Source organism: Roseateles sp. SL47 (assembly GCF_026625885.1).
Lineage (GTDB): Bacteria > Pseudomonadota > Gammaproteobacteria > Burkholderiales > Burkholderiaceae_C > Roseateles.
In genome coordinates, this window is sequence record NZ_CP113068.1 from 5,718,773 (window position 1) to 5,741,302 (window position 22,530).

General features: G+C 65.0%; 21 protein-coding genes. 6 read left to right on the forward strand and 15 right to left on the reverse strand.

Going from position 1 to position 22,530, the window contains the following annotated elements; translation table 11 throughout:
* Nucleotides 1-3: 3 nt before the first annotated feature.
* The 3 genes from OU995_RS24790 (at nt 4) to OU995_RS24800 (ending at nt 2,191) form a co-directional block, all read left to right on the forward strand.
* Nucleotides 4-591, forward strand: a complete 588-nt coding sequence (locus OU995_RS24790; RefSeq protein ID WP_267832839.1) for a c-type cytochrome — start codon at nt 4-6, stop codon at nt 589-591.
* A 155-nt stretch (nt 592-746) separates the two neighbouring features.
* Nucleotides 747-1,571, forward strand: coding sequence for an SCO family protein (locus OU995_RS24795; RefSeq protein WP_267832841.1), 825 nt, complete (start codon nt 747-749; stop codon nt 1,569-1,571).
* On the forward strand, nt 1,568-2,191 hold the full coding sequence (locus OU995_RS24800; protein WP_267832843.1) for a hypothetical protein: 624 nt from the start codon (nt 1,568-1,570) through the stop codon (nt 2,189-2,191). The genes OU995_RS24795 and OU995_RS24800 overlap by 4 nt, the downstream gene beginning before the upstream one ends.
* On the opposite strand, the gene OU995_RS24805 is transcribed toward OU995_RS24800, so the two are convergent.
* Nucleotides 2,139-3,257, reverse strand: a complete 1,119-nt coding sequence (locus OU995_RS24805) for a PA0069 family radical SAM protein (RefSeq protein ID WP_267832845.1) — start codon at nt 3,255-3,257, stop codon at nt 2,139-2,141. The genes OU995_RS24800 and OU995_RS24805 overlap by 53 nt on opposite strands.
* Before the next feature lie 302 nt (nt 3,258-3,559).
* On the opposite strand from OU995_RS24805, the gene OU995_RS24810 reads away from it, so the two are divergent.
* Nucleotides 3,560-4,000: a hypothetical protein gene (locus OU995_RS24810; RefSeq protein WP_267832847.1), complete on the forward strand. Its 441-nt coding sequence runs from the start codon at nt 3,560-3,562 to the stop codon at nt 3,998-4,000.
* A gap of 29 nt (nt 4,001-4,029) precedes the next feature.
* On the opposite strand, the gene fahA is transcribed toward OU995_RS24810, so the two are convergent.
* The 5 genes from fahA to OU995_RS24835 form a co-directional block, all read right to left on the reverse strand.
* The gene (gene fahA / locus OU995_RS24815; RefSeq protein WP_267832849.1) at nt 4,030-5,361 is read right to left on the reverse strand and encodes a fumarylacetoacetase; all 1,332 of its coding nucleotides are present in this window, start codon (nt 5,359-5,361) and stop codon (nt 4,030-4,032) included.
* A gap of 11 nt (nt 5,362-5,372) precedes the next feature.
* A complete protein-coding gene (gene hmgA, locus OU995_RS24820) occupies nt 5,373-6,716 on the reverse strand; it encodes a homogentisate 1,2-dioxygenase (protein ID WP_267832851.1) in 1,344 nt (447 codons plus the stop codon).
* Between the two features lie 19 nt (nt 6,717-6,735).
* Complete coding sequence (locus OU995_RS24825; RefSeq protein ID WP_267832853.1) at nt 6,736-6,948, reverse strand: DUF2783 domain-containing protein; 213 nt, start codon at nt 6,946-6,948, stop codon at nt 6,736-6,738.
* Nucleotides 6,939-9,047 carry an FAD-dependent oxidoreductase gene (locus tag OU995_RS27625; RefSeq protein WP_420714760.1) on the reverse strand — a complete coding sequence of 703 codons (2,109 nt, stop codon included), beginning with the start codon at nt 9,045-9,047 and terminating at the stop codon, nt 6,939-6,941. Before OU995_RS27625 ends, OU995_RS24825 begins: the two co-directional genes overlap by 10 nt.
* Before the next feature lie 105 nt (nt 9,048-9,152).
* Nucleotides 9,153-10,106 (reverse strand): MBL fold metallo-hydrolase, encoded by a 954-nt coding sequence (locus OU995_RS24835; protein ID WP_267832855.1) that lies wholly within the window; start codon nt 10,104-10,106, stop codon nt 9,153-9,155.
* A 157-nt stretch (nt 10,107-10,263) separates the two neighbouring features.
* Here OU995_RS24835 and OU995_RS24840 point away from each other — a divergent pair, with 157 nt between their 5' ends.
* Nucleotides 10,264-11,136, forward strand: coding sequence for an IclR family transcriptional regulator (locus tag OU995_RS24840; RefSeq protein ID WP_267832856.1), 873 nt, complete (start codon nt 10,264-10,266; stop codon nt 11,134-11,136).
* Nucleotides 11,130-11,771, forward strand: coding sequence for a maleylacetoacetate isomerase (gene maiA, locus OU995_RS24845; protein ID WP_267832858.1), 642 nt, complete (start codon nt 11,130-11,132; stop codon nt 11,769-11,771). The genes OU995_RS24840 and maiA overlap by 7 nt, the downstream gene beginning before the upstream one ends.
* On the opposite strand, the gene OU995_RS24850 is transcribed toward maiA, so the two are convergent.
* From OU995_RS24850 to dnaB, 9 genes are all read right to left on the reverse strand, one after another.
* On the reverse strand, nt 11,772-12,815 hold the full coding sequence (locus OU995_RS24850; RefSeq protein WP_267832860.1) for a PfkB family carbohydrate kinase: 1,044 nt from the start codon (nt 12,813-12,815) through the stop codon (nt 11,772-11,774).
* Nucleotides 12,816-12,888: 73 nt separating this feature from the next.
* A complete protein-coding gene (locus OU995_RS24855; protein WP_267832862.1) occupies nt 12,889-13,818 on the reverse strand; it encodes an AraC family transcriptional regulator in 930 nt (309 codons plus the stop codon).
* 21 nt (nt 13,819-13,839) lie between these two features.
* Nucleotides 13,840-15,258 (reverse strand): D-arabinitol 4-dehydrogenase, encoded by a 1,419-nt coding sequence (dalD, locus tag OU995_RS24860; RefSeq protein ID WP_267832864.1) that lies wholly within the window; start codon nt 15,256-15,258, stop codon nt 13,840-13,842.
* Nucleotides 15,259-15,279: 21 nt separating this feature from the next.
* Nucleotides 15,280-16,323 carry an ABC transporter ATP-binding protein gene (locus tag OU995_RS24865; RefSeq protein WP_267832865.1) on the reverse strand — a complete coding sequence of 348 codons (1,044 nt, stop codon included), beginning with the start codon at nt 16,321-16,323 and terminating at the stop codon, nt 15,280-15,282.
* A 47-nt stretch (nt 16,324-16,370) separates the two neighbouring features.
* Complete coding sequence (locus tag OU995_RS24870; protein ID WP_267832866.1) at nt 16,371-17,207, reverse strand: carbohydrate ABC transporter permease; 837 nt, start codon at nt 17,205-17,207, stop codon at nt 16,371-16,373.
* Nucleotides 17,208-17,219: 12 nt separating this feature from the next.
* Entirely contained in the window at nt 17,220-18,080 is an 861-nt protein-coding gene (locus OU995_RS24875) for a carbohydrate ABC transporter permease (protein ID WP_267832867.1), read from the reverse strand.
* A 230-nt stretch (nt 18,081-18,310) separates the two neighbouring features.
* On the reverse strand, nt 18,311-19,645 hold the full coding sequence (locus tag OU995_RS24880) for an ABC transporter substrate-binding protein (RefSeq protein WP_267832868.1): 1,335 nt from the start codon (nt 19,643-19,645) through the stop codon (nt 18,311-18,313).
* A gap of 231 nt (nt 19,646-19,876) precedes the next feature.
* On the reverse strand, nt 19,877-21,079 hold the full coding sequence (locus OU995_RS24885; RefSeq protein ID WP_267832869.1) for an NAD(P)/FAD-dependent oxidoreductase: 1,203 nt from the start codon (nt 21,077-21,079) through the stop codon (nt 19,877-19,879).
* A 1-nt stretch (nt 21,080) separates the two neighbouring features.
* Nucleotides 21,081-22,508 (reverse strand): replicative DNA helicase, encoded by a 1,428-nt coding sequence (dnaB, locus tag OU995_RS24890; protein WP_058934372.1) that lies wholly within the window; start codon nt 22,506-22,508, stop codon nt 21,081-21,083.
* Between the last annotated feature and the right edge of the window lie 22 nt (nt 22,509-22,530).

Genomic DNA, 22,530 nt, shown 5'->3' on the forward strand with positions numbered 1-22,530 from the left:
GGCATGGAACCCGACATTCTTCCGCAGCAGCGTCGTGAGAACCCCGACCCACAGGAGAACTACCACCGGGTGCCACGGGCGCTGCTGGTGGCAGTGGCTGCCATGGTGGTCTTTGGGCTGGCCTACATCTTTTCGGCGGATATCAACCAGCCCGATCAATGGGGAGATGGCCGAACGGCGGCCGAGTTGCAGGGCAAGGCGCCGGCCGCCGGGGCTGCCATCAACGGCGGGGCGCTGTTCACCTCGCTGTGTGCGGCGTGCCATCAGGCGACCGGCATGGGCTTGCCGGGGGTGTTCCCTCCATTGGCGGCTTCCGAGTGGGTGAATGGCAATGCGACGACCGTGTCCAGCATCGTTCTCTACGGCGTGTCCGGTCCCTTGACCGTCGCAGGCAAGGACTTCAACGGTGCCATGCCGGCGTTCAAGGACCAACTGACGGACGACCAGTTGGCCGCTTTGCTGACCTACGTTCGCACGCAGTGGGGCAATGCCTCGCCAGCGGTCAGCGCAGCGGAGGTGGAGCAGGCCCGCGAGCAGCACAAGGACCGCACCGGCCCGTTTGCGGGGGGCAAGGAACTTCCCCCTCATTGACCGAAGCCTTTCATGAAGCAAGCGCTGGAAACTCTGGGGGATGCCGCGCTCTGCGTGGTTCTGGGGGCGTCGCTGTACCTCACCGCGTATCTGGTGTTTGGGGCACCGGGATGAACGCGGTGCCACAGGCCGAGCGTTGCGTGCGGAGACTCCTTGTGACCAAGACCGTCACCTTGTTCTTCTGCCTGTTCTGGCTCGGTCTGTTCGCGGCGGCAGGGGCTCATTTCACACACGGCTTCACGCTGTGGACCTTTGAGGAGGTGCGGCGGGAGGATGCAAAAGCCCTTCGGCTGGTGGCGCCTTCGGTGACCCTCGAGACGGTCGGGGGAGAGAAGAGGGCTGTATTCGCAATGCCCGCAACCAGCGATCGCTATGGTGCCGGTGCCGGGGCGGGTTCAGGTGCGGGTGCGGGTGCGGGTTCGGGCTCGGGTTCGGGTGCGGGTTGGGGCTCGGGTGCAGGTTGGGGCTCGGGTGCAGGTTCGAGTTCTGTCTATGGTCCCGGTCCAGGTCCCGGCTCCAGTTCCGTGTCTGATGCCAGTCTTGGGCCAGGCTCCAACGCTGACACCGTCTACCTCGTGGATTTCATCTACACGCGATGTGACTCTGTGTGCCGCTCACTCGGTGTGGAATTTCATCAGATGCAGGAAGAGATTCGGCGGTCTCGCGCCAAGGTCCAACTGCTCTCCATCTCGATTGATCCAGTGCGTGATGATCCGTCCGCCTTGCGCGAGTACGCGCGACAGCACGGCGCTGATGCAGCCCGATGGACCTTGGCCAGGCCGGACTCCGCCGCAACGGCGTCTGCACTACAGAATGCGCTTCGTGTCATCGTGATTCCAGATGGCTTCGGCGGCTATGTTCACAACGGCGCCATCCATCTCATCGACAGCCGAGGGCGGCTGCACGGCGTCTTTGATTATTCAGACTGGGTGGGTGCCCTGGCGGCTGCCGAGGCGCTCGCCGGGAACGAGCCGCCATGATGAATCCTGTCCTCCGCCGCATTGCGCTCTTGGTGGGTGCCGCGTCGCTGCTTCCCTGGATGCGACGCCCGCTGGAAGCGCACATGGCGGTACACATGCTGCTGCACCTGCCCTGCGTGGCGCTGCTGGGTGCGTGGTCGGTCAGTGAATGGCCTGCGCTTGCTCGCCGCTGGTATGCCGCGCTGGACTGGCTGGGCGCGGCGTCCTTCACCTTCGCCGTGCTGGTCTTCAGCCTGTGGATGATCCCCGTGGCTCTGGATGCGAGTTTGCTGGCCGGGTGGGTGGGACTGTCCAAGTACCTGTCGGTCTTTGCGGCCGGGGCGGTGCTGCGGTCAGCCTGGTCTCGCTCACCGCCGGTCCTGAGCCTGTTCATGCTGGGCAACCTGGCCTGGATGCTGGCCACTGCGGGGATGCTGTTCCAGCAGGCGGAGAGCCGCCTGTGCGTGAGCTACCTGGTGGATCAGCAGAGCATCACCGGCACCGGGCTGATCGTCTGGGCGGTGGTGGTGGGTATCGTGGCGTTGACACGCTGGATGGCGTCGGAGCCGACGGAGGGGGACCTTGCCCTCAAAACAACGACTGCTGCCCCGCCTGCACCCCGGGCGCACGAAACTGGCTGAAATCCAGTTCATGCCGTTGCCGGCCGAGCCCAAAGCGCTCACACGCCTTGCGCATGCGTTGATGCATCAGGTCCGCCCAGATGCCCTCGCCTTTCATGCGGGTGCCGAAACGGGCGTCGTTGTCCTTGCCGCCCCGCATGTCCCGCACCCGCGCCATGATCCGCGCTGCCTTGGCCGGCTGATGCTGCTGCAGCCAGTCCTGGAACAGCGGGTTCACCTCCCATGGCAGCCGAAGCGGAATACTGAAGGCGCGCTGCGCACCCGCCTCCGCAGCCGCTTCGAGAATACGCTCCAGCTCGGGTTCATTCAAAAACGGGATCAGTGGAGACACGCTCACCCCCACCGGCACCCCTGCCTGCGCCAGTGCCCGAATGGTCTGCAGCCGCCGGTGAGGTGCAGCCGCACGGGGCTCCAGCGTGCGCGCCAGCTCGGAATCCAGCGTCGTGACCGACACATAGACGGACACCTGATGACGCTGCGCCATCGGTGCCAGCAGGTCCAGGTCCCGCTCCACCCCGCTGGATTTGGTGACCAGCGAAAACGGATGCCGGGCCTCGGCCAGCACCTCCACCAGCTGCCGGGTGATGCCCAGCTTGCGCTCCACCGGCTGGTATGCATCCGTCGCGGTGCCGATGCACAGATATGACGGTTGATAGCTGGGAGACGACAAGGTCTCCCGCAACCGCTCCGCCGCGTTGACCTTGGCCACAATGCGCGTCTCGAAGTCCAGGCCCGGAGACAGGTTCAGGTAGCTGTGGGTGGGCCGGGCAAAGCAGTAGATGCAGCCATGCTCGCAGCCCCGGTACGGGTTGATGGAATAGTCAAAGCCGATGTCCGGCGACTGGTTGGCGCTGAGGATGCGCCGCGCATGCTCTTCAATGATCTCGGTGCGTGGGGGCAGGTGTTCTTCTCGCGCCTCCTGGTCCAGCGTGCCCCAGCCGTCGTCGAACTGGTCCCGATCACTGCGCTCAAAGCGGTGTGGGATGGCCCAGGCACTGCCCCGCCCCTTCAGGGCTTCAGGCTGCAGGTACAACTCCGGGGCGGCGATGTTGGGTGGGCGTGGCATACTGTTAATCTATCCAGTATTTCCGGAAATTTCCAGTGGCTTCCACTGCCTCATCAGGGGGATGACCGACCGCCACTGCGCACCATGCGTTGGCGCCCTGACCCAAACCGGTGCCGGGCCACAACACCGATGAATGCGGGGCGTTGCAATTTCACGCCGTCGCCCGGCGCTGACACAATTTAGAGGTCTATCCCGCTAGCCGTCCGGTCCTCGCCCAGCTACATTGCCGTCGCTTACACCGTAAGCGGATGGCCGATGGCCTTTCAACAAAAACGCACACGGTCGTTCTGGGAGGGTGGGTGATGAGTCAGGTGCAACCATGGATCGCCGTCGCTGGCCTTCTGGTCGGCGTCGGCCTGGGCGTGGCCGGCGCAAGCTGGCATTGGGCCAGGCGGCTCGCCGTGGTCCAGCGCACGGCCGACCAGCTCGGCGCTTCCCGCAATCTGCTGGACCAGCAGAACACCCAGGCCCGCCGTCAGGTGGAACAACTGCAGTCGGAACTCGGTGACCTCCGCATCTTTGCGGAGCGGGCCCGGCGCAGGCTCGCCATGCTCAGCGATGGTCCGACCGCACACGTGGCCGCGCCGCCTCCGCCACCTGCCGCACCACCGCGTCCCAGCGCGCAGGAGGTGGCTCAGATGCTCAACCGCAACGACCAGCGCCGCGAACCCGCCTTAGCCGAAGCGGAGCAGGACGATGCCGGGTTTGAACCCACCCAGGTCGATCCGCCTGAGAACCTCTGATCGCTGCGTGCGCTGAGCCGCAGTTCGGTTCAGCCGGTGATGGCAGGCAGCACCGTTCCCACACAAGGCCCGAAGCCGATACGCCGATGCCCCGGCGCCTCGCAAAAGCCCACCAGCGTCACGCTGTCCCCATCTTGCAGAAAAGTGCGCTGCTCTCCATTGGGCAGCGTCAACGGCTGCTTGCCGCCTTGTGTCAACTCCAGCAGCGACCCGCCCTGGTCCGGCTGAGCGCCGGACTGCGTGCCAGACCCCAGCAGGTCGCCAGGTTGCAGGTTGCAGCCATTGCTGGCGTGATGCGTGAGCATCTGTGCAAAGGTCCAATAACAGTCCGCGAAGTCCGACCGCATCAGCCGATGCGGGGGGACCTGCGCAGCGCACATGGCTGCCGTCTGCAAATGCACTTCGAGCTGGATGGACACTGCCCCCTGTTCACGATTCACGGCACCGTCCAGATAAGGCAGCGGCTGCGGGTGATCGCCCGTGCGGCTGAAGCTGCGGCGAAATGGCGCCAGCGCCTCCATCGTCACCACCCAGGGCGAAAGGGTGGTGGCAAAGCTCTTGGAAAGGAACGGCCCGAGCGGCTGATATTCCCAAGCCTGAATGTCCCGCGCAGACCAGTCATTGAGCAGCACCAGCCCGAAGAGATGATCTTCCGCTTGATCGATCGACACGGGCTGCCCTTGCGGATTGCCCTGGCCCACAAGCGCCCCCACCTCCAGCTCATAGTCCAGACGCTTGCAAGGGCCGAAGCTGGGCGGTTCGGCGTCCGGGGCCTTCATCTGGCCGAGCGGGCGGCGGAATTGCTGACCACTGACGCCCAGCGAGGACACCCGCCCGTGATACCCGATGGGCACCCACTTGTAGTTGGGCAGCAGCGGGTTGTCCGGTCGGAACAGCTTGCCCACCGTGGTGGCATGGTGGATGCCGGCATAGAAGTCGGTGTAGTCGCCGATGCGGCAGGGCAGCGTGAACTCCAAGGTGCTTTGCGGCACCAGCGCGGCGGAGAGCCGAGCCGGGCCGCCGCCCTCGCTCCCCTCCACCAGCGCAGCGACCAGCGCATGGCGGCAGCGACGCCGCAGTGTCGGCCCGGCCGCCATCAGCGGATTCAGCCCCTGCCCCACACAAGCGCGCAGCACATCGGCCACCTCGGCCGGCAGCGCCCCAAGATCCGCTGCGGCCACCAGGTCCAGGGCCTGGTCACCGATGGCGGTGAAGGGTCGGAACGGCTCGCTGCTGCCTGCGGCCCGCGCCATGGCCAGCGGCAGATTCTGGATCGGGAAATCCGTGTCGTTGGTGTTGGAAGAAGCCACCCAGCTGCGCAGGGACGGGTCGTGGGTATGGTCGAGAGAAAGCGAACTCATGGAAGTCATCATCAGCCTTTGAATTGATCCTGGAGGCCTGCCCAGCAGGCGGCATAGTGAGTGTCCAGCGCACCGCCCTGCATGGCGTAAGCCGTGGGGCGGAAGCGCCAGCGGCTTTCAAACATGAAGGCCAGGGTGTGGTCGAGTTTTTGCGGTGTCAGCGTGCGTGTGCTGGCAGCGCTGAAGGCATCGGTATCCGGGCCATGCGGCACCAGGCAGTTGTGCAGGCTCGCGCCGCCAGGGCGGAAACCTTCCGGCTTGGCGTCATACTGACCGTAGATGAGGCCCATGAATTCACTCATCACATTGCGGTGGTACCAGGGCGGACGGAAGGTGTCTTCCTGCACCAGCCAGCGCGGCGGGAAGATGACGAAGTCGCAATTGGCGGTGCCGGCCGTGTCGCTCGGTGAGGTGAGCACGGTGAAGATGGACGGGTCCGGATGGTCGAAGCTGATGGAGCCAATGGTCATGAAGTGCGCGGTGTCGTACTTCAGCGGCGTGAGGTTGCCGTGCCACGCCACCACGTTGAACGGCGTCACCGCCTGCTCGTTGTGCCAGAACTCGCCGCCCATCTTGCGGATCACTTCATACGGCTGCTGCGCTTCGTGCGCCGCCACCGGTGCGAGGAAGTCGCGTGGATTGGCCAGGCCATTGCTGCCGATCGGCCCTAGTTCAGGCAAGCGAAAGGCCGCGCCGTAGTTTTCGCAGACGTACCCACGCGCCTGCGCCTCATGCAGTTCCACACGGAAGGTGATGCCCCGGGGAATCAGCGCAATCTCTCCGGGCACCACGTCCAGCAGCCCCATCTCGGTCACCAGGCGCAAGCCGCCTTGCTGGGGCACGATGAGCATTTCGCCGTCGGCATTCATCAGCGCCCGCTGCTGCATCGAGCGGTTGCAGAGGTAGACCAGCGCCGCCATGCCGGTCTGGGCATCCGGGTCCCCATTGGCCACCAGCGTGCGCATGCCTTCCACAAAGTCCCAGGACTCCTCTCCTTGCGGCAGGGCGAAGGGATGCCAGCGCAATGGGTCCGGGGGCACGGGGACACCCCCGGCCGCACCAGTCGTCCAGTGGGGCGCTGAAAAGGGTTGGAAGGGGCTGGTGACCACGGACGGCTGCCGGCGATACAGCCAGGTGCGGCGGTTCTCCACACGCGGCGCGGTGAAGGCGGAGCCAGAGAGGAGTTCGGGATAGAGGTCCAGGGGGGCGCGCTGCGGGCTGTTGCGGCCCTTGGGCAAGGCGCCCGGCACCGCTTCGGTTTCGAACTGATTGCCGAAGCCGCTCTGGTAGCGCAGGGGCGATGAAGCCGCAGGCGTGACGGCACTCAGGGTGGCGGAGGATTGCGGAGCGTTCATGGGCGTCCTTTGGGAGGATTCATGCGGAAGGAGGAACATTCGGGCGTGGGGCGCCGGCAGCCGCCAGCGCTTCTTTCAACACGTCCAGGTGGCCGATGTGATTGGCCAGCAGCAGGATCAACCTTGCATTGAAGGCATGACTGTCGTCTGGCGAGAGGTCTTGATGCGCGCGCAGCAAGGCCTCGTAGAAGTCGTCTGGTGATTCCAGATGTGGGGCGGTGATCAGTGGCATGCCAACGCCTCTGGCACGGTGGCGGTTTGAGGGGAAGCCACGGCGCGGAGCACGGCGGCGCGCAAGCGCCGAGCGTCCGGCTCACGCCAGCGGGCGCATAGATGCTGGTCCGGGCGCAGCAGCAGGACGGTGCCGGGCTGTCCGTCGTAGCGGGCGTGCGCCAGGCCGTGGGGATCGTGCAGCAGGCGGATATCCACGGATGGGTTGAAGGACTGGTCGCTGGACTGGGCAAAGGGCTGAGCAAAGGGCTGAGCAAATGATTGAGCAAGGGGCTGCCCTTTGGGCCGATCGACCAACACATCGGGGCGTAGAGGGGAGGCCAGGCGGACGCTTCGTCCGCTGGCAGAGGGCCGGGTCAGCACCAGCAGGAGAGGTCGCGGCAGGCCGACAAATGCCTGGAGAACGGCGGCAATGATCGGATGCAGCGCGTCTGATGGGGCGGCGGCGTCGGTGAACATCATCACCGTAAAGCGCCCAGACACGGTGTGGCGCAGCAGCCAATACGGCGCTTCTGCGTCTGCGTCTGCGCCAATGTCAGCACGAGCACGAGCACGAGCATCAGCATCAGCATCAGCATCAGCATCAGCATCAGCACCAGCACCAGCACCAGCACCAGCACCAGCACCAGCGGCAGCGGCAGCAGCAAGTCCATCACCAGCTGCAGGAGTGCAGGCATCAAGACCAAGCCCCGTTGTCACTTCTGAGCGCGCCACCCGCATCACCGGTGCATCCGCCAACGGCGCCCCCAGCGCGATGCTCCCCGCAAAGGCCTCTTCGTCCGCCGTGCTCAACACCGAGCCCACCAGCGTCGTTGCCGTGGAGAGTCGCCCGCTATTGACCAGCTTGCGTGCGAAGTCGAAGTCCCGCGCGAGGTCCAGCACGGCTGTGCGGAACACCCGGCTGATGTCGCTCTTGGGCGTGATGAAGTCCGTCGAGCGGCTGGAGTGGCGGATGTTGTCGTCCGCCGCCTGTTCGCGCTCCCGTGCATAGGTCTCCAGCAATGCATCCGGTGCCCGCCCCTGGATCACCCATGCCAGTTTCCACGCCAGGTTGTCAGCGTCCTGGATGCCGGAGTTGGCCCCCCGCGCGCCAAAGGGTGAGACGCCATGCGCAGCGTCGCCTGCAAACAGTACACGCCCATGACGGAAGCGCTGCATGCGCGTGCAGGCAAAGGTGTACACCGAGGCCCACACCAGTTCCATCTCCGGCACGTCGCCAGGGCCCCCGGCCGCACGCGAGGCCTCGGCCATCAGCGTGCGCACACGCGGCAGGATGTGCTCCGGGCGCTTCTCCCGCTCGGGGTCCGCCTCCCAGCCCAGCTGAAAATCAATGCGCCACACGCCCTCCGGTTGGCGATGCAGCAGCACACTCTGGCCTGGGTGGAACGGGGGATCAAACCAGAACCAGCGCTCCGCAGGAAACGGCGCCTGCATGCGGACATCCGCAATCAGGAAACGGTCCCGGAAACTGCGGCCCTGTGTGTCCAGGCCCATCAGGTGGCGCACGGGGGAGCGGGCACCGTCGCAGGCCACCACATGGTCGGCCTGCAGACAGTAGTCCCCGTCCGGCGTCCGGATGGTGAGCATCACCGAAGGATCTTGTGGGCCCGACTGCACTGCCACCACCTCGTGATGCCACCGCAGGTCCAGCAGCGGCAATTGCTGCGCACGGGCCACCAGACCGGCCTCGACATGGTATTGCTGCAGGTTGATGAAGGCGGGGCGCTGATGGCCAGGCTCCGGCTGCAGATCGAATTGATAGACCTGCTGGTCCCGGAAGAACACACGGCCCACATGCCAGGACACGCCCTGCTCCACCAGACGCTGGCCGCAACCGAGACGGTCGAAGATCTCCAGGGTACGTTGGGCAAAGCACAAGGCCCGAGAGCCGACCGAGAGCCGGCCGTCCTTGTTGAGCAGCACCACCGGCACCTGCTGCTGCGCCAGGTCGATGGCCAAGGACAGGCCCACCGGCCCTGCGCCCACCACCACCACCGGGTGACGCACCGGCGCCATCCCGGGCGCGCCCTGGTCCGCATGGCGACGGTAGGGAAACACCACCGTCTGAGGGTCCACCATGGGCCCTGGTTCTTGTGTCATGCCTTGTCTCCTGCCCCGCCTCTACCGCCTCTACCGCCTCCGCCGCCACCATCGGCTCTGCCGCCACCTTGCAGGCAACGTATTGCAACGACCCAGCGGTGCTTGTCAGCCCTCCAGAGCCTTCCACATCTCGATGTCGCGCTGGGCGGTCCAGATGCGGGGATGCGGATGGGCGGTCACCTCATCAAAGCAGCGGGTGACGTCGAAGGGCATGCAGTGGTCGAAGATGACCCAGTGGCCATAGGCTGGCTTCATGGCGGCGTAGGTGTCCTTGTAGACCGATGTCAGGTCCTTGCCGGCCGCCACGCCAGCCTTCACCGACGCGTGCAGGTCGGCAATAAAGGCGCGGGTGCCGGCCAGGCCCTGGGCCACCGCGTCCGGCGTCGTCAAAGCGGCGCCCCGCCCCGGCACCAGTGCCACCGGATGCAGCGCGGCCAGCCGGTCCAGCGTCTGCGGCCACTCGCCAAAATAGGCATCGCCCGCATAGGGCGTGGCATCGAATTCCACCAGGTCGCCGGAAAACAGGATCTTCTGCTGAGGTAGCCAGACGACGGTGTCCCCCTTGGTGTGACCGCGCCCCAACTGCAGCAATTGCACTTCCAGCTTGCCCAGCCACAGGCTCATCGCCCCCTGAAAGGTGAGGGTCGGCCAAGTGAGGCCCGGGGGCACCGAATCGACATTGCGAAAGAGCCGCGGGAAGCGGCCGATTTCACTGGCCTTGTCCTGCTCGCCGCGCTCCACGATCAGGTCGTAGGTGTCACGGCTGGCAATGATGTGACGGGGCTGATAAGCAGAGGCGCCCAGCACCCGCACCGCGTGATAGTGGCTCAGCACGACGTACTCGATGGGCTTGTTGGTCACCTCCCGGATGCGACGGATGACATCCTGCGCCATGGACGGGGTGGCCTGGGTGTCGATCACCATCACCGAATCGTCGCCAATGATGACGCCCGTGTTGGGGTCCCCTTCCGCCGTATAGGCATAGGCATTGGCGCTGAGCTTGACGAAGGAGACCCGCTTTTCTTCCAGGTCGGCGTGGCTGGCGAACTGCTTGCTCATGACAGGGTCTCCATTCATCCAAAGAGAATGCATTACATAATGGCAAATATAGCCGACGGCGTTGAATTTATTCAACAATGCTGAAAGTGGGGCCTTGCGCCCGAGACCTTGCAGCGTGAGGCCGCAGCGAATGAGGCTGTCAGACGTCAGACCAGCGATGAGCATCGAAGACCAGACCGAAGACCGGAGTGACCGTGGTGACCGGGGTGACAGTGCCGAGCGGGGGGATGACCGGCGGGGCATCCAGAGCATTGAAGTTGGCGGCCGGCTGCTGAAGGCGGCTGCCGCGCAGGGGCATCCGTTACCGCTGAAAACCCTGTCGCAGGCGGCGGAAATGAGCGCCGCGAAGGCCCATCCGTATCTGGTGAGCTTTTGCAAACTGGGGTTGATGAGCCAGGACCCGACCACGGGCTATTACGGCCTGGGGCCGCTGGCCATGGAAATGGGGCTGATCGGCATCCAGCAGGTGGACCCGATCCGCTTGGCCTCTGCGGCGCTGGACACCCTGGCCACCGAGTTGGGCCACACCGTGGCCATTGCCGTGTGGGGTTCGCATGGAGCCACCATCGTGCGGACGGCGGCCTCACCGGCCCCCATCCATGTGACGATGCGCCATGGCACGGTGGTGTCGTTGTGGAACACCGCCTCCGGGCCGCTGTTTGCCGCCTACCGCCCGCTCGATGAGGTGAAGGCTTTATGGGCCGACTTCCAGCGCCTGGGCGACATGGACCTCACCCGCCGCCCCGGCAGCCGTGCGCCGGAAACGCCTGCGCCCACCTGGGATCAGTTTGTCGGCCTGCTGGCCGAAGTTCGGGGCCGGGGCATGCACCGGTCGGTGGACAGCATCGTGGAAGGCGTGAGTGCGCTGGCGGTGCCAGTGTTTGATAGCGAGACGCAACTGGCCCTGTCGCTCACGGCCATCGGCCCCTCCGGCGCTTTTGATGCCAGTTGGGAGGGATGGATCGCCACGCGGCTGCAGGCAGCAGCCCAGGACCTGATGCGCCAAATGGGTGGGAGAGCACCATGCTGACCTTGCACACTTACTTCCGCAGTTCAGCGGCCTTCCGGGTGCGGATTGCGCTCAAGCTCAAGGGGCTGGCCTACGAGAGCATCCCGGTGCATCTGGTGCGCGGGGGTGGGGAGCATCATCAGGCCACCTTCAAGGCGCTGAACCCGTCGGAACTGCTCCCGGTGCTGCAGACGGAAGGACGGGTGCTGACGCAGTCGCTGAGCATCCTGGAGTTTCTGGAGGAGCGATATCCGCAGCCCCCCTTGCTGCCGGGCTCCGCAGAAGACCGGGCCTTCATCCGCAGCCTGGCACTGGATGTCGCCTGCGAAATCCACCCGGTGAACAACCTGCGGGTGCTGCAGCATCTGACGGCCAGTTTCGGCGCCAGCGATGACCAGCGGCGCGCGTGGGTGCAGCATTGGATTCAGCTGGGCTTTGCCTCGATCGAGCAACGGTTGCCGCAGAACGCCAGCGGCTTTTGCGTTGGGGATCAAGCCACGATGGCGGATGTGGTGCTGGTGCCGCAGGTGTTTAATGCACTGCGGTTCGGCGTTGCGCTGGATGCGTATCCCCGTATTGAACGGGTGTGGACGCATTGCATGGCGCTCCCGGCCTTTGAGGCCGCATCGCCGGGGCGGCAAGGGGATGCGGAGTAGCTACACCACCCGCCCCTGCGCCCGATGCTCCACCGCCCAAGCGCTGGCCACGTCCCAGCTCGGTGGCACGCAACCCTGCTCTTGCACGCACAAACTCGCGCTGGCCAGCGCGTGTCGCAGCGCGCGCTGGCAGGTCTCGGCGGACAGACCCGCCAGTTCCCGCGCAAAGTGCGTCGCCGCCGATGCCTGCGCCTGCCGCAGCAGGAAGGCCAGCAAACCCGCCAGGAAGCTGTCCCCCGCCCCCACCGTGTCCACCACCCTCAGCGGCGCCGCTTCCTTGGCAAAGCACCCGGCGCCCGAGCGCTGCAGCAGCCACGCGCCCTCCGCCCCCAGCGTCAGCGCCAGCAATTCACAGGCCGGGTTGTCTTCCAGCAGCCAGCGGGCACGGTCCAGCACATCCTTGCCGGGCACATCCAGGTGGTGCAGGTCTTCATCGCTGACCTTGATGATGTGGGCATGCGCCAGCGCCGCATGCACCGCCACCCGGTAGGTCTGCAGGTCCGGCATGACCGAGGGCCGGAGATTGGCATCCACCACCACACAGCGGCCCGCCGCGCGTTGTGCCTGCAGCCAGGGCAGATACAGCGCCGTATCCCGTGCATCCAGCGCCAGCGCGCCGCTGCAGACCACCTGCAGCCCGGGCAGCGCCTGGCAGGCGGCGTTGAGCCCGGCGGCGGTAATGGCCCGGTCCGCCACGCCCTCACGGTAGAAGGCGTAGTCCGGGTGCCCCTGGGCATCGAGGTTCACCACCGCCAGCGAGGTGACCTGCGGCACCGCTTCCGGCACCGCCAGTTGCACACCATCAGCCTTCAGTTGGGCTGTGAGCTCGCGGCCAAACCGGTCGCGGGACAAGGGGTTGAGATAGTGCGTGCCCACCCCTTGACGCGACAGCGCCCGGCTCAGGTTGTAGAGCGCACCGCCCAGGCAAGGCAGATAGCTGCCGTCCTCACGCCGGATGAGGTCGATCAGCGCCTCTCCGGCCACCGCCACCTGAAGGGTGGAAGGGTCGTGCGACGACGGTTGGGGGGAAGGATCTTGAGTCATGGAGTGACGGCCCTCGGAGGCCAACTGAAACTGGAATGCGGAAGCTGGGACGCGGAAGCTGGGAGCCGCGGGCCTATCGAGCCCCGAAGCGACCCGCCGCCTGCTTGCGGTATTCACTGGGCGTCATGCCCTTGATGTCCAGAAAGCGGCGATTGAAATTGGCCATGTTGTTGAAGCCCACTTCGTAGGCGATGTGGGTGATGTAGCGCTCCGATTCCTGCAGCAGTTGGCAGGCCCGGTTGACGCGGATGAGATTCACGAAGTCGGTGAAGGTGTTGCCGGTGGCCCGCCGGAAGAAGCGGGAGAAGCGGCTTTCTGTCATGCCCAGTTCGCGGGCCAGGTCAGCCGCCGAGACGGGGGCTGCCAGGTTGTCGGTGATGCGGCTCACCACGGCATTGATCTGCGCCAGTTGCGTGTCGCTGTCTTCGCTTTGCAATTGGGCGCTGGAGAGCAGCCGGAAGTCGGTGCAGCGCGCCAGCTCGCTCATCCAGTTGCAGAACGCCGCAAAACGGGCGAGCCCCTGGCTGGACTTGATGCGCTGCCAATGCTCCGTCGCCTGCGCCTGCAGCCCGAAGAATTCGATGCCGTGCCGCGCCCGCTCCAGCAGCGGCAGCACCTCGCGCAGCTCGGCAATCCCTTCGCAGGCGGCGGCCAACGGCTCATGCGGAAATTGCACCACCAGGTCGCGCTGCGGGTAACCCGCCTCCGGCACGTCCATGCTGATCCAGTTGTGGGGCAGCCGCGGGCCGGTGAGCACCAGTTGGCCAGGCTGGAACTGGCCGATCCAATCACCGACGAACACCTTGCCCGATGACGCGGTGATCAGGTGCAGCTCGTATTCGTCGTGGTAGTGCCAGCGGGCCAGCGGCGTGGGAAAACCGTGCGAGAGGCAGCGGATGAACCCGGCCGTTTCAGGCGGCTCATAACCCAGCTCGGGCGAACGCGAGAAAGCATGCTCAAGCTCGGGCTTGGTCTGGCGCGGCAAGGCATGAAGCGAAGACATGAACACTCCCAGGGTTTGAGATCAGGGCTTGGCAGCACCGCTGTGGTCGGCGACAAACTGACTGACCTTCGCCGATGCGTCACGCAGTGCCTGCACCAGCCGCGGATCACCGGCCAATTCTCCCCACAACACCTGGTCCGCCGCAAAGGCCGCGACCGGATCGGCCGCTTCACAGAGGGCATGTGCCGCAGCGGGGTCCATGGCCTGATCCTGGTAAGTGTAGGGAATCCGGCCTTCATGCCAGCGCTTCAGATAGGCCAGGAACAAGGCCGGCAGCACCGCCACGCTTTGAATGCCCTGCCCGCGCGCCAGCCGCTCACGGAGGGTGGGTGCAATGAAGCCGGGAATCTTGCTGAAACCGTCCATCGCCACACGCTGGTTGGTGTCGGCGATGGCAGGATTGCCAAAGCGTTCCAGCACCACGTCGCGATAGGCCGCCAGATCGATCGGGCTGGGCTGCAGCACCGGGATGGCGTCGTCGGTGGCGTAGTTGTAGGCCAGCCGAAGAATGGCCGGGTCATGCGTGCCTTCATGGATAAAGCGGTAGCCCACCAGGGTGCCGGCCCAGGCGATGCAGCTGTGAGTGGCATTGAGCAGGCGGATCTTGGCTTCCTCATAGGGGGCCACCGAATCCACCAGTTCCACGCCCACACGCTCCCAGGCCGGGCGGCCGTTGATGAAGCGGTCTTCAATCACCCACTGGATGAAGCTTTCGCCCATCAGCGCGGCGCCATCCTGGCGGCCGGTGGCAGCTTGCACCCGTTGAGCCACTTCCGCCGTGGGGCGCGGAGTGATGCGGTCCACCATGGCATTGGGGCTGGTGGTGTGCGCTTCAATCCACTGCGCCAGCGCGTCGTCGCCCAACGCCCGCACGAATTGCAGCAGACCGCTGCGCGAGCGCTCGCCGTTGTGGCGCAGGTTGTCGCAGTTCAGCAGCGTCACATCCCCGGCGCCGGCCTTCATGCGGGCTCGCAGCAAGGTCGTCAGCGCCCCATACAAGGTGCTGCCGGCGCGGCCTTGCTGCAGGGCGGCCAGATCGGCCTTGAGATCCGGGGCGCTGTCCCAGTCGAGCTGATGGCGGCTGTCCAGGTAATAACCGGCTTCGGTGACGGTGAAGGAAATGATGCGGGTGCCCGGCTCGGCGGCAATGGCCACCAGGCCCGCCAGATCTTCCGTCCAGGGCACCACAGTGCGGATGGATTCGATCCAGGTGTAGATGCGCTCGCTCTGGGCCGTGACCGTTTCGAGCGTGTAGGCGCCGCCCTGCGCTTGAAGGGCGGCGATGGTTTCGGGCATGTCCGGCCGCAGATTGCCGCCGGCCAGCACCCACTGGGTGTCGCCCAGCTGATGCAGCTCATGCAGATAGACCGCCTGATGGGCCCGGTGGAAGGAACCCAGGCCCAGATGCAGGATGGTGAGCGTGTCTTGAACAGTGGTCATGGCAGTGAGGGGTGGGGGGGGTCAGTGCGCGGCGCTTTGCACCACGCGGCCAGCGCTGTCGAACCAATGGGCCTGGTCGGTGGCGACGTTGACGGAGACGTCGTCGCCCGCCTGCAGCCGGGTGCGTTCGCTCTGGCGCGCTACCAGTTGAGCGCCCTCAGCGGTGCGCACATACAGCAGGGTTTCGGCGCCGAGTGCTTCCACCAGCTCCACCCGCCCCGCCACGGCGCCCTGCCCCTTGGGCAGCACGCTCACCGCCTCGGGACGCAAGCCGATGGCGCCCTCCGCAGTCGACAGCGGGCCTTGCTGCCGCATGCTGGCCGGCAATTGCCCGGCCGGCACCACATTCATCTGCGGCGTGCCGATGAACTGGGCCACGAATTGATTGGCGGGACGGTCGTACAGCTCCAGCGGCGTGCCGACCTGTTCGATCAGACCGTCACGCAACACCACCACGCGGTCGGCCAGGGTCATCGCCTCGACCTGGTCATGGGTCACATAGATGGTGGTGGCGCCCAGCTCGCGATGCAGCTTGGCGATCTCCACCCGGGTCTGGCCGCGCAGGGCGGCATCCAGGTTGGACAGTGGCTCGTCAAACAGGAAGACCTTGGGCGCCCGCACAATGGCGCGGCCGATGGCCACACGCTGGCGCTGGCCGCCGGACAGCTCCTTGGGGGTGCGTTCCAGATAGGCGGTGAGGTTGAGCGTGGTGGCGGCGCGCTCCACCTTCTCGCGGATGACGGCCGGGTCCACCTTGGCCAGCTTGAGCGCAAAGCTCATGTTCTCGTACACGCTCATGTGGGGATAGAGCGCATAGCTCTGGAACACCATCGCGAGGTCGCGTTTGCTGGAGGGAAGGTCGGTGATGTCCCGACCATCCAGCGCCAGCGTGCCGCCGTCGATGCCTTCCAGGCCGGCGATCAGCCGCAGCAGTGTGGACTTGCCGCAGCCCGAAGGCCCGACGAAGACGATGAACTCGCCCTTGTTGATGGTGAGGTCGATGCCCTTGATGGCGCGATGGCGGCCAAAGAATTTTTCGACGCCGCGCAGTTGAAGGTAGGCCATGACAGTGGTTCCTGAAATCTGGACTGCAAAAAGTCGGAGGGGGCGGCTTACTTGACAGCGCCGAAGGTGAGGCCTTGCACCAGCTGCTTCTGGCTGAACCAGCCAAACACAACGATGGGTGCAATGGCCATCAGCGAGGCCGCGGACAGCTTGGCCCAGAACAGGCCTTCGGGGCTGGAGTAGGAGGCGATCAGCGTGGCCAGCGTGCCGGCCTTGGCGGCGCTGAGGTTGAGGCTCCAGAAGGCTTCATTCCACGACAGCACCAGGCACAGCAGCCCGGTGGAGGCAATGCCGCCCATGCCCAGCGGCAGCAGCACCAGCCGCACTTCCTGCCACAGGGTGGTGCCGTCCATGCGGGCGGCCTCCAGGATCTCCGGCGGGATGTCCTTGAAGTGGGAATACAGCATCCACACCATGATGGGCAGGTTGGACAGCGCAAAGACGATGATCAACGCCAGTTGCGTATCCAGCAGATGGCTCTTCTGCGCCAGCACGTAGATGGGGACCAGTGCACCGACGGCCGGCATCATCTTGGTGGAGAGCATCCACATCAGGATGTCGCGGGTGTATTTGCTGCGGAAGAAGGCCATGGCGTAGGCGGCTGGTGCGGCCAGCAGCAGGCCGAGCAAGGTGGAGCACACGCTGGTGATCACCGAGTTCTTCGCATAGAGCAGGTAATCGCTGCGGGCCTGCACCTCATGGAAGTTCTCCAGGGTGGGGGAGAACAGCAGCAGCGGGGGCACGGCAATGGCCTGCAACTCCGACTTGAAGGCGGTGAGGAACAGCCATCCGAGCGGAAAGAACAGCAGCAGGGCGACGGCCCAGGCCGTGGCGGCACGCAGGGCCTGGGCCACGGGGAAGGCGGAACGACGACGGGAGGTCATGCGGGGCGCTCCTTATTTGTCCAGGTTCTTGCCGACCAGGCGGATCAGGAACACGGCGGCGACGTTGGCCAGCAGCACGGCGAACAGGGCGCCGGCGGAAGCCACGCCGGCATCGAAGTTCAGCAGGGCCTGCTTGAAGATGAGGAAGGTGACATTGGTGCTGGCGTCGCCGGGTCCGCCGCCGGTGGTGGTGTAGATCTCGGCGAAGACGCTCAGCAGGAAGATCAGCTCGATCATCACCACCACGGCGATGGAGCGGCCGAGGTGCGGCAGGTAGAGGTGGCGCAGTTGCTGGAGGTAGGTGGCGCCGTCCATGCGGGCGGCTTCGAGCTGTTCATGGTCCATGCTTTGCAGCGCGGTCATGAAGATGAGGGCGGCGAAGGGCAGCCACTGCCAGGACACCATCACGATGACGGAGAACAGCGGGTGGTCGGTGAGCCAGTCGACGGGTTGGGCGCCGAAGAACATCCACACCTGGGCGAGTACGCCGTAGATGGGGTTCATCATCATGTTCTTCCACAACAGGGCGTTGACGGTGGGCATGACGAAGAACGGGGAGATCAGCAGCACGCGCACGATGCCGCGTCCTGGGAAGGGGTTGTTGACCAGCAGCGCGATGAGCACACCCAGCACCACGGTGGCCAGGATCACGCTGCCCAGCAGCAGGCCGGTATTGACCACGGCGGTGCCGAAAGACGGGTCGGTGATGAAGAACTCGAAGTTCTCGAATCCTGCAAAGCCCGACTGATCGGGCTGCATGAGGTTGTAGCGGATGAACGAGAAATAGATCGTCATCCCCAGCGGCACGATCATCCAGAGGAAGAGCGTGGTCATGGCCGGGGCCAACAACAGACGGGGGAGCAGGCGTTTCATCGGAATCCTGGACTCAACAACAGGGGGTCGAGGGGGCCACGAGGCGAGTTCGCGAGACAGCGAGGCGGTGAGGCGGTGAGGCGTCGAGACGATGTAGCCACTGAGGGAACAAGTGGCTGGCAGGCGTAGCGAGCGGTCCGAGGTGCCGGTGCTGTACCGGAGCCGTACTCCTGTACGGCGAGGAACACCACCGGCAGATCGGACCGCGCAGTAGCCTGACGGCTACTTGTTCATTTGTAGTAGCCGGCTTTGCGCATCTCGCGGTCGGCCGTGACCTGGCTGGCTTTCAGAGCATCGTCCACCGATGTGCGGCCTGCCAGTGCGGCGCTCATCTGCTGCCCCACGGCAATACCAATGGCCTGGAACTCGGGAATCGCGGCGAACTGCACGCCCACATACGGGCTCTTCGGCAGCGTTGCATCGGTCGGATTGGCCGAATCAATCGCTGTCTTCTCAGCCGCAGCAAACCGGGCCGCCTTCTGGAACTCCGGGCTCGCATAGGTGCTCTTGCGAGTGCCGGTTGGCACATTCGCCCAGCCATTGGTCTTGGCCACCAACTGGATGTACTCCTTGCTGGTCGACCAGGTGATGAAGGTCTGCGCGGCGGCAACCTTCTTCGACCCGGCCGGAATCGCCAGGTTCCACGACCACAGCCAGTTCGCGCCCTTGGGCGTGTTCATCGTCGGCGCCTGGGCAAACGCCATCTGCGCCGCCACCTTCGACTGCTTCGGATCCGACACGAACGAGGCCGCGATCGTCGCGTCCACCCACATGCCGCACTTGCCGGAACTGGTCAGCGCCAGGATTTCATTGAAGCTGTTGGCCGCCGATCCGGGAGGGCCGTAGTTCTTCAGCAGGTCCACATAGAAGTTGACCGCGTCCTTCCACGGCCTGGACTCCAGTTGCGGCTTCCATTGCATGTCAAACCACTGGCCCCCAAACGTGTTGGCCATGGTGGTGATCAGGGCGATGTTGTCACCCCAGCCCGGCTTGCCACGCAGGCAGATGCCATACACCCCATTTTTCGGATCATGGATCTTGGCCGCCAGATCCCTGATTTGTGGCCAGGTGGGACGCTCCGGCAGCTGCACACCGGCCTTGTCGGCCAGGTCCTTGCGGTACATCAGCATCGAGCTTTCGGCGTAGAACGGCGCAGCGAACAGCTTGCCGTCCACCGACAGCCCGCTGCGCACGGCGGGCAGCAGATCGTCCACGTCATAGAACGCATCCGGCTTGAGCTCTTGCAGCCAGCCCTTCTTGCCCCAGATCGGCGCTTCGTACAGGCCAATGGTCATCACATCGAACTGGCCGCCTTTGGTGGCGATGTCGGTTGTGACGCGCTGGCGCAGCACACCCTCTTCCAGGGTGACCCATTTGAGCTTGATGTCGGGATGGGCCTGCTCGAAATGCTTGCTGAGCTTTTGCATTTCGATCATGTGGCCGTTGTTGACCGTGGCGATGACCAGTTCGGTCTGAGCGCGTGCGGCGCCGGCGAACGACAACACCGCAGCCGCAGCGGCCACCGCCACACGGGCGGCGCGCGCGACTCGAAAGGAAGCGTGCATCTGGGAGTCTCCTGTTTGTTGGTTTTCATGTTCAACGCGGTAGAACCAGCGCCGACGCCATGAACGATACCGATCCGGAAATGCCAGATTGGTACCCAGGAGACCATCAGAAGATACTGCCTTGCATCAATGGGTTAGCGTTACTACCTAGATAGCGAAAGCGAGTACAGAGATCGCCCAAGTTGGGCGAGAGGATGAAACACGGGATGTGTGGAGCCCGAGCGGCGGAAGTCAGACGAACTGAGCCGCTGCGTTCCCCGAGGCCCAGGCCCACTGGAAGTTGAAGCCGCCCAGGTGGCCGGTCACGTCCAGCACCTCGCCGATGAAGTAGAGGCCGGGGGACTTGAGCGATTCCATCGTCTTGGACGACACCTCGCGGGTGTCCACCCCGCCCAGCGTCACTTCGGCCGTGCGGTAGCCCTCGGTGCCGGCGGGCACCACCTGCCAGGCGGCGAGCTTGTCGGCGATCGCTGCCAGCTCGGCATGGGTGTACTGCTTGATGGGTTTGGAGCTGAACCACTGCTCGCAGAGCAATTGCGCCATCTTCTTGGTGAAGACCTCTCCCAGCAGCGTTTTGAGTTCGGCATTGGGTCGGTCCAGGCGCTGCTGCTGCAGCCAGTCCGGGACAGACCGGTCCGGCAGGAGATTGATCTCGACCGCCTGCCCGGGCAGCCAGTAGGACGAGATCTGCAGAATGGCCGGGCCACTGAGGCCGCGGTGGGTGAAGAGGATGTTCTCGCGGAAGCTCTTGCCATTGCAGCTCACCAGGCAATCGACCGAGGTCCCGGACAGTTCCGTGCAGAGCTCCTTGAGCTGGTCGGTGATGGTGAACGGCACAAGACCGGCACGCGTGGGCAGCACCTGATGGCCGAATTGACGGGCAACGTCATAACCGAAGCCGGTGGCACCCATGGTGGGAATCGACAGGCCGCCGGTGGCGATCACCAGTGAGCTGCAACGCACCGGGCCTGACGTGGTGTGCAGCAGGTAGCCGGTCACGTGTTCAAGCCGCTCAATCTTTTCAATGGTGGTGTTGAGCTGCACCTGCGCCGACACCGCCTCGCATTCGGCCAGCAGCATCTTCAGGATGTCGATGGACTTCCCATCACAGAAAAGCTGCCCCAGCTTTTTCTCATGGTGTGGCACCCCATGCTTGTGGACCAGGGCAATGAAATCCCACTGCGTGTAGCGGGCCAGCGCCGATTTGCAGAAGTGCGGGTTCTGCGAAAGGAAATTCGCAGGCTCGGTGTAGAGATTGGTGAAGTTGCAATGCCCGCCGCCGGACATCAAGATCTTCTTGCCGGCCTTGTTGGCATGGTCCAGCACCAGCACCCGCCGCCCGCGTGCGCCCGCTTTGGCGGCACACATCAGGCCGGCGGCGCCTGCGCCGATGACAACGACATCGGTTTCCAATACGGCTGCTTCTCCGCCCATCTCAATACTCGTCGCCGCCCGGGCTGACATACCCCGGTGCCAGGTTTTCAAACTTGGTGTTCTGCCGCTGGAAGGCCAGCTTCACCGTACCCACCGGGCCGTTACGCTGCTTGGCGATGATGATCTCGGCCACGCCCGGTTCCTTGCACTCGTCCTTGGTGTAGTACTCGTCGCGGTAGATGAACATGATGATGTCCGCATCCTGTTCAATGGCGCCGGATTCGCGCAGGTCGGACATCATGGGGCGCTTGTCCGGGCGCGTTTCCACCGAACGGTTGAGCTGGGACAAGGCAATCACCGGGCAGCGCAGTTCCTTGGCCAGGGCCTTCAGGCCCCGCGAGATTTCGCCCACCACGGTGGCCCGGTTTTCTTCACTGCCGCCACCATTGCCGCTCATCAGCTGCAGGTAGTCGATGATGATGAGGCCCAGTTGGCCGCAGATACGCGCCTGGCGTCGGGCTCGGGCACGGACTTCACTGGGCGAGAGGCCCGGGCTTTCATCGATGAAGATCGGCGCGTTGCCCAGCTTGTCGACGGCTTCGGCCAGGCGGCCCCACTCGTCGTCCTGCAGGCGGCCGGTTCGCAGGTGGCTCTGGTCGATGCGGCCGATGGAGCCCACCATCCGCAGCGCCAGCTGGGCGGCGCCCATTTCCATGGAGTAGATAACGACCGGCAGCCCTTCGTTGATGGCCACCGATTCGCCGATGTTGATGGCAAATGCCGTCTTGCCCATGGAAGGACGGGCTGCCAGGATGATCAGGTCGCCTTTTTGCAGGCCGGCCGTCATGCGGTCCAGGTCGAAGAAGCCGGTGCGCACGCCGGTGACGTCTTCGGCGCCCTGCTCGGCCAGTTCATTGACCCGGTCCATCAGCTCGACCATCAGCCGGTCCATGCTCTGGAAACCCTGGCCGCCGCGCGAGCCTTCTTCGTTGATGCGGAAGATCTTGCCTTCGGCCTCGTCCAGAATCTCGTTGACCGGACGGCCTTGCGGGTTCAGCGCTGCGGTGGCGATCTCATCGGAGGTGGCCACCAGCTTGCGCAGGATGGCGCGCTCACGGACGATTTCCGCATAACGCCGCAGGTTGGCAGCGCTCGGCACGCCCTGCGCCAAGGCATTGAGATAGGCCAGGCCGCCGCACTCTTCCGCCTTGCCCAGCGAGGTGAGTTCCTCGAACACGGTCACCACGTCCGCCGGTTTGCCAGCGTTGACCAGTTTGCCGATGGCCGCGTAGATCTGTTTGTGCTCGAAGCGATAGAAGTCGGTGTCGCTGAGCGTGTCTGCGGCCTTGTCCCAGGCCGTGTTGTCGATCAGCAAGCCTCCCAGCACGCTTTGTTCAGCCTCCACGGAGTTGGGCGGCACACGCAGGCGGGCGACATCGTCGTCGCGGGCGCCGGAACCGGGCGGGTTGGCGGAGAAGATCGCGGACATGTGGACAACTCTGTGTAAAAGC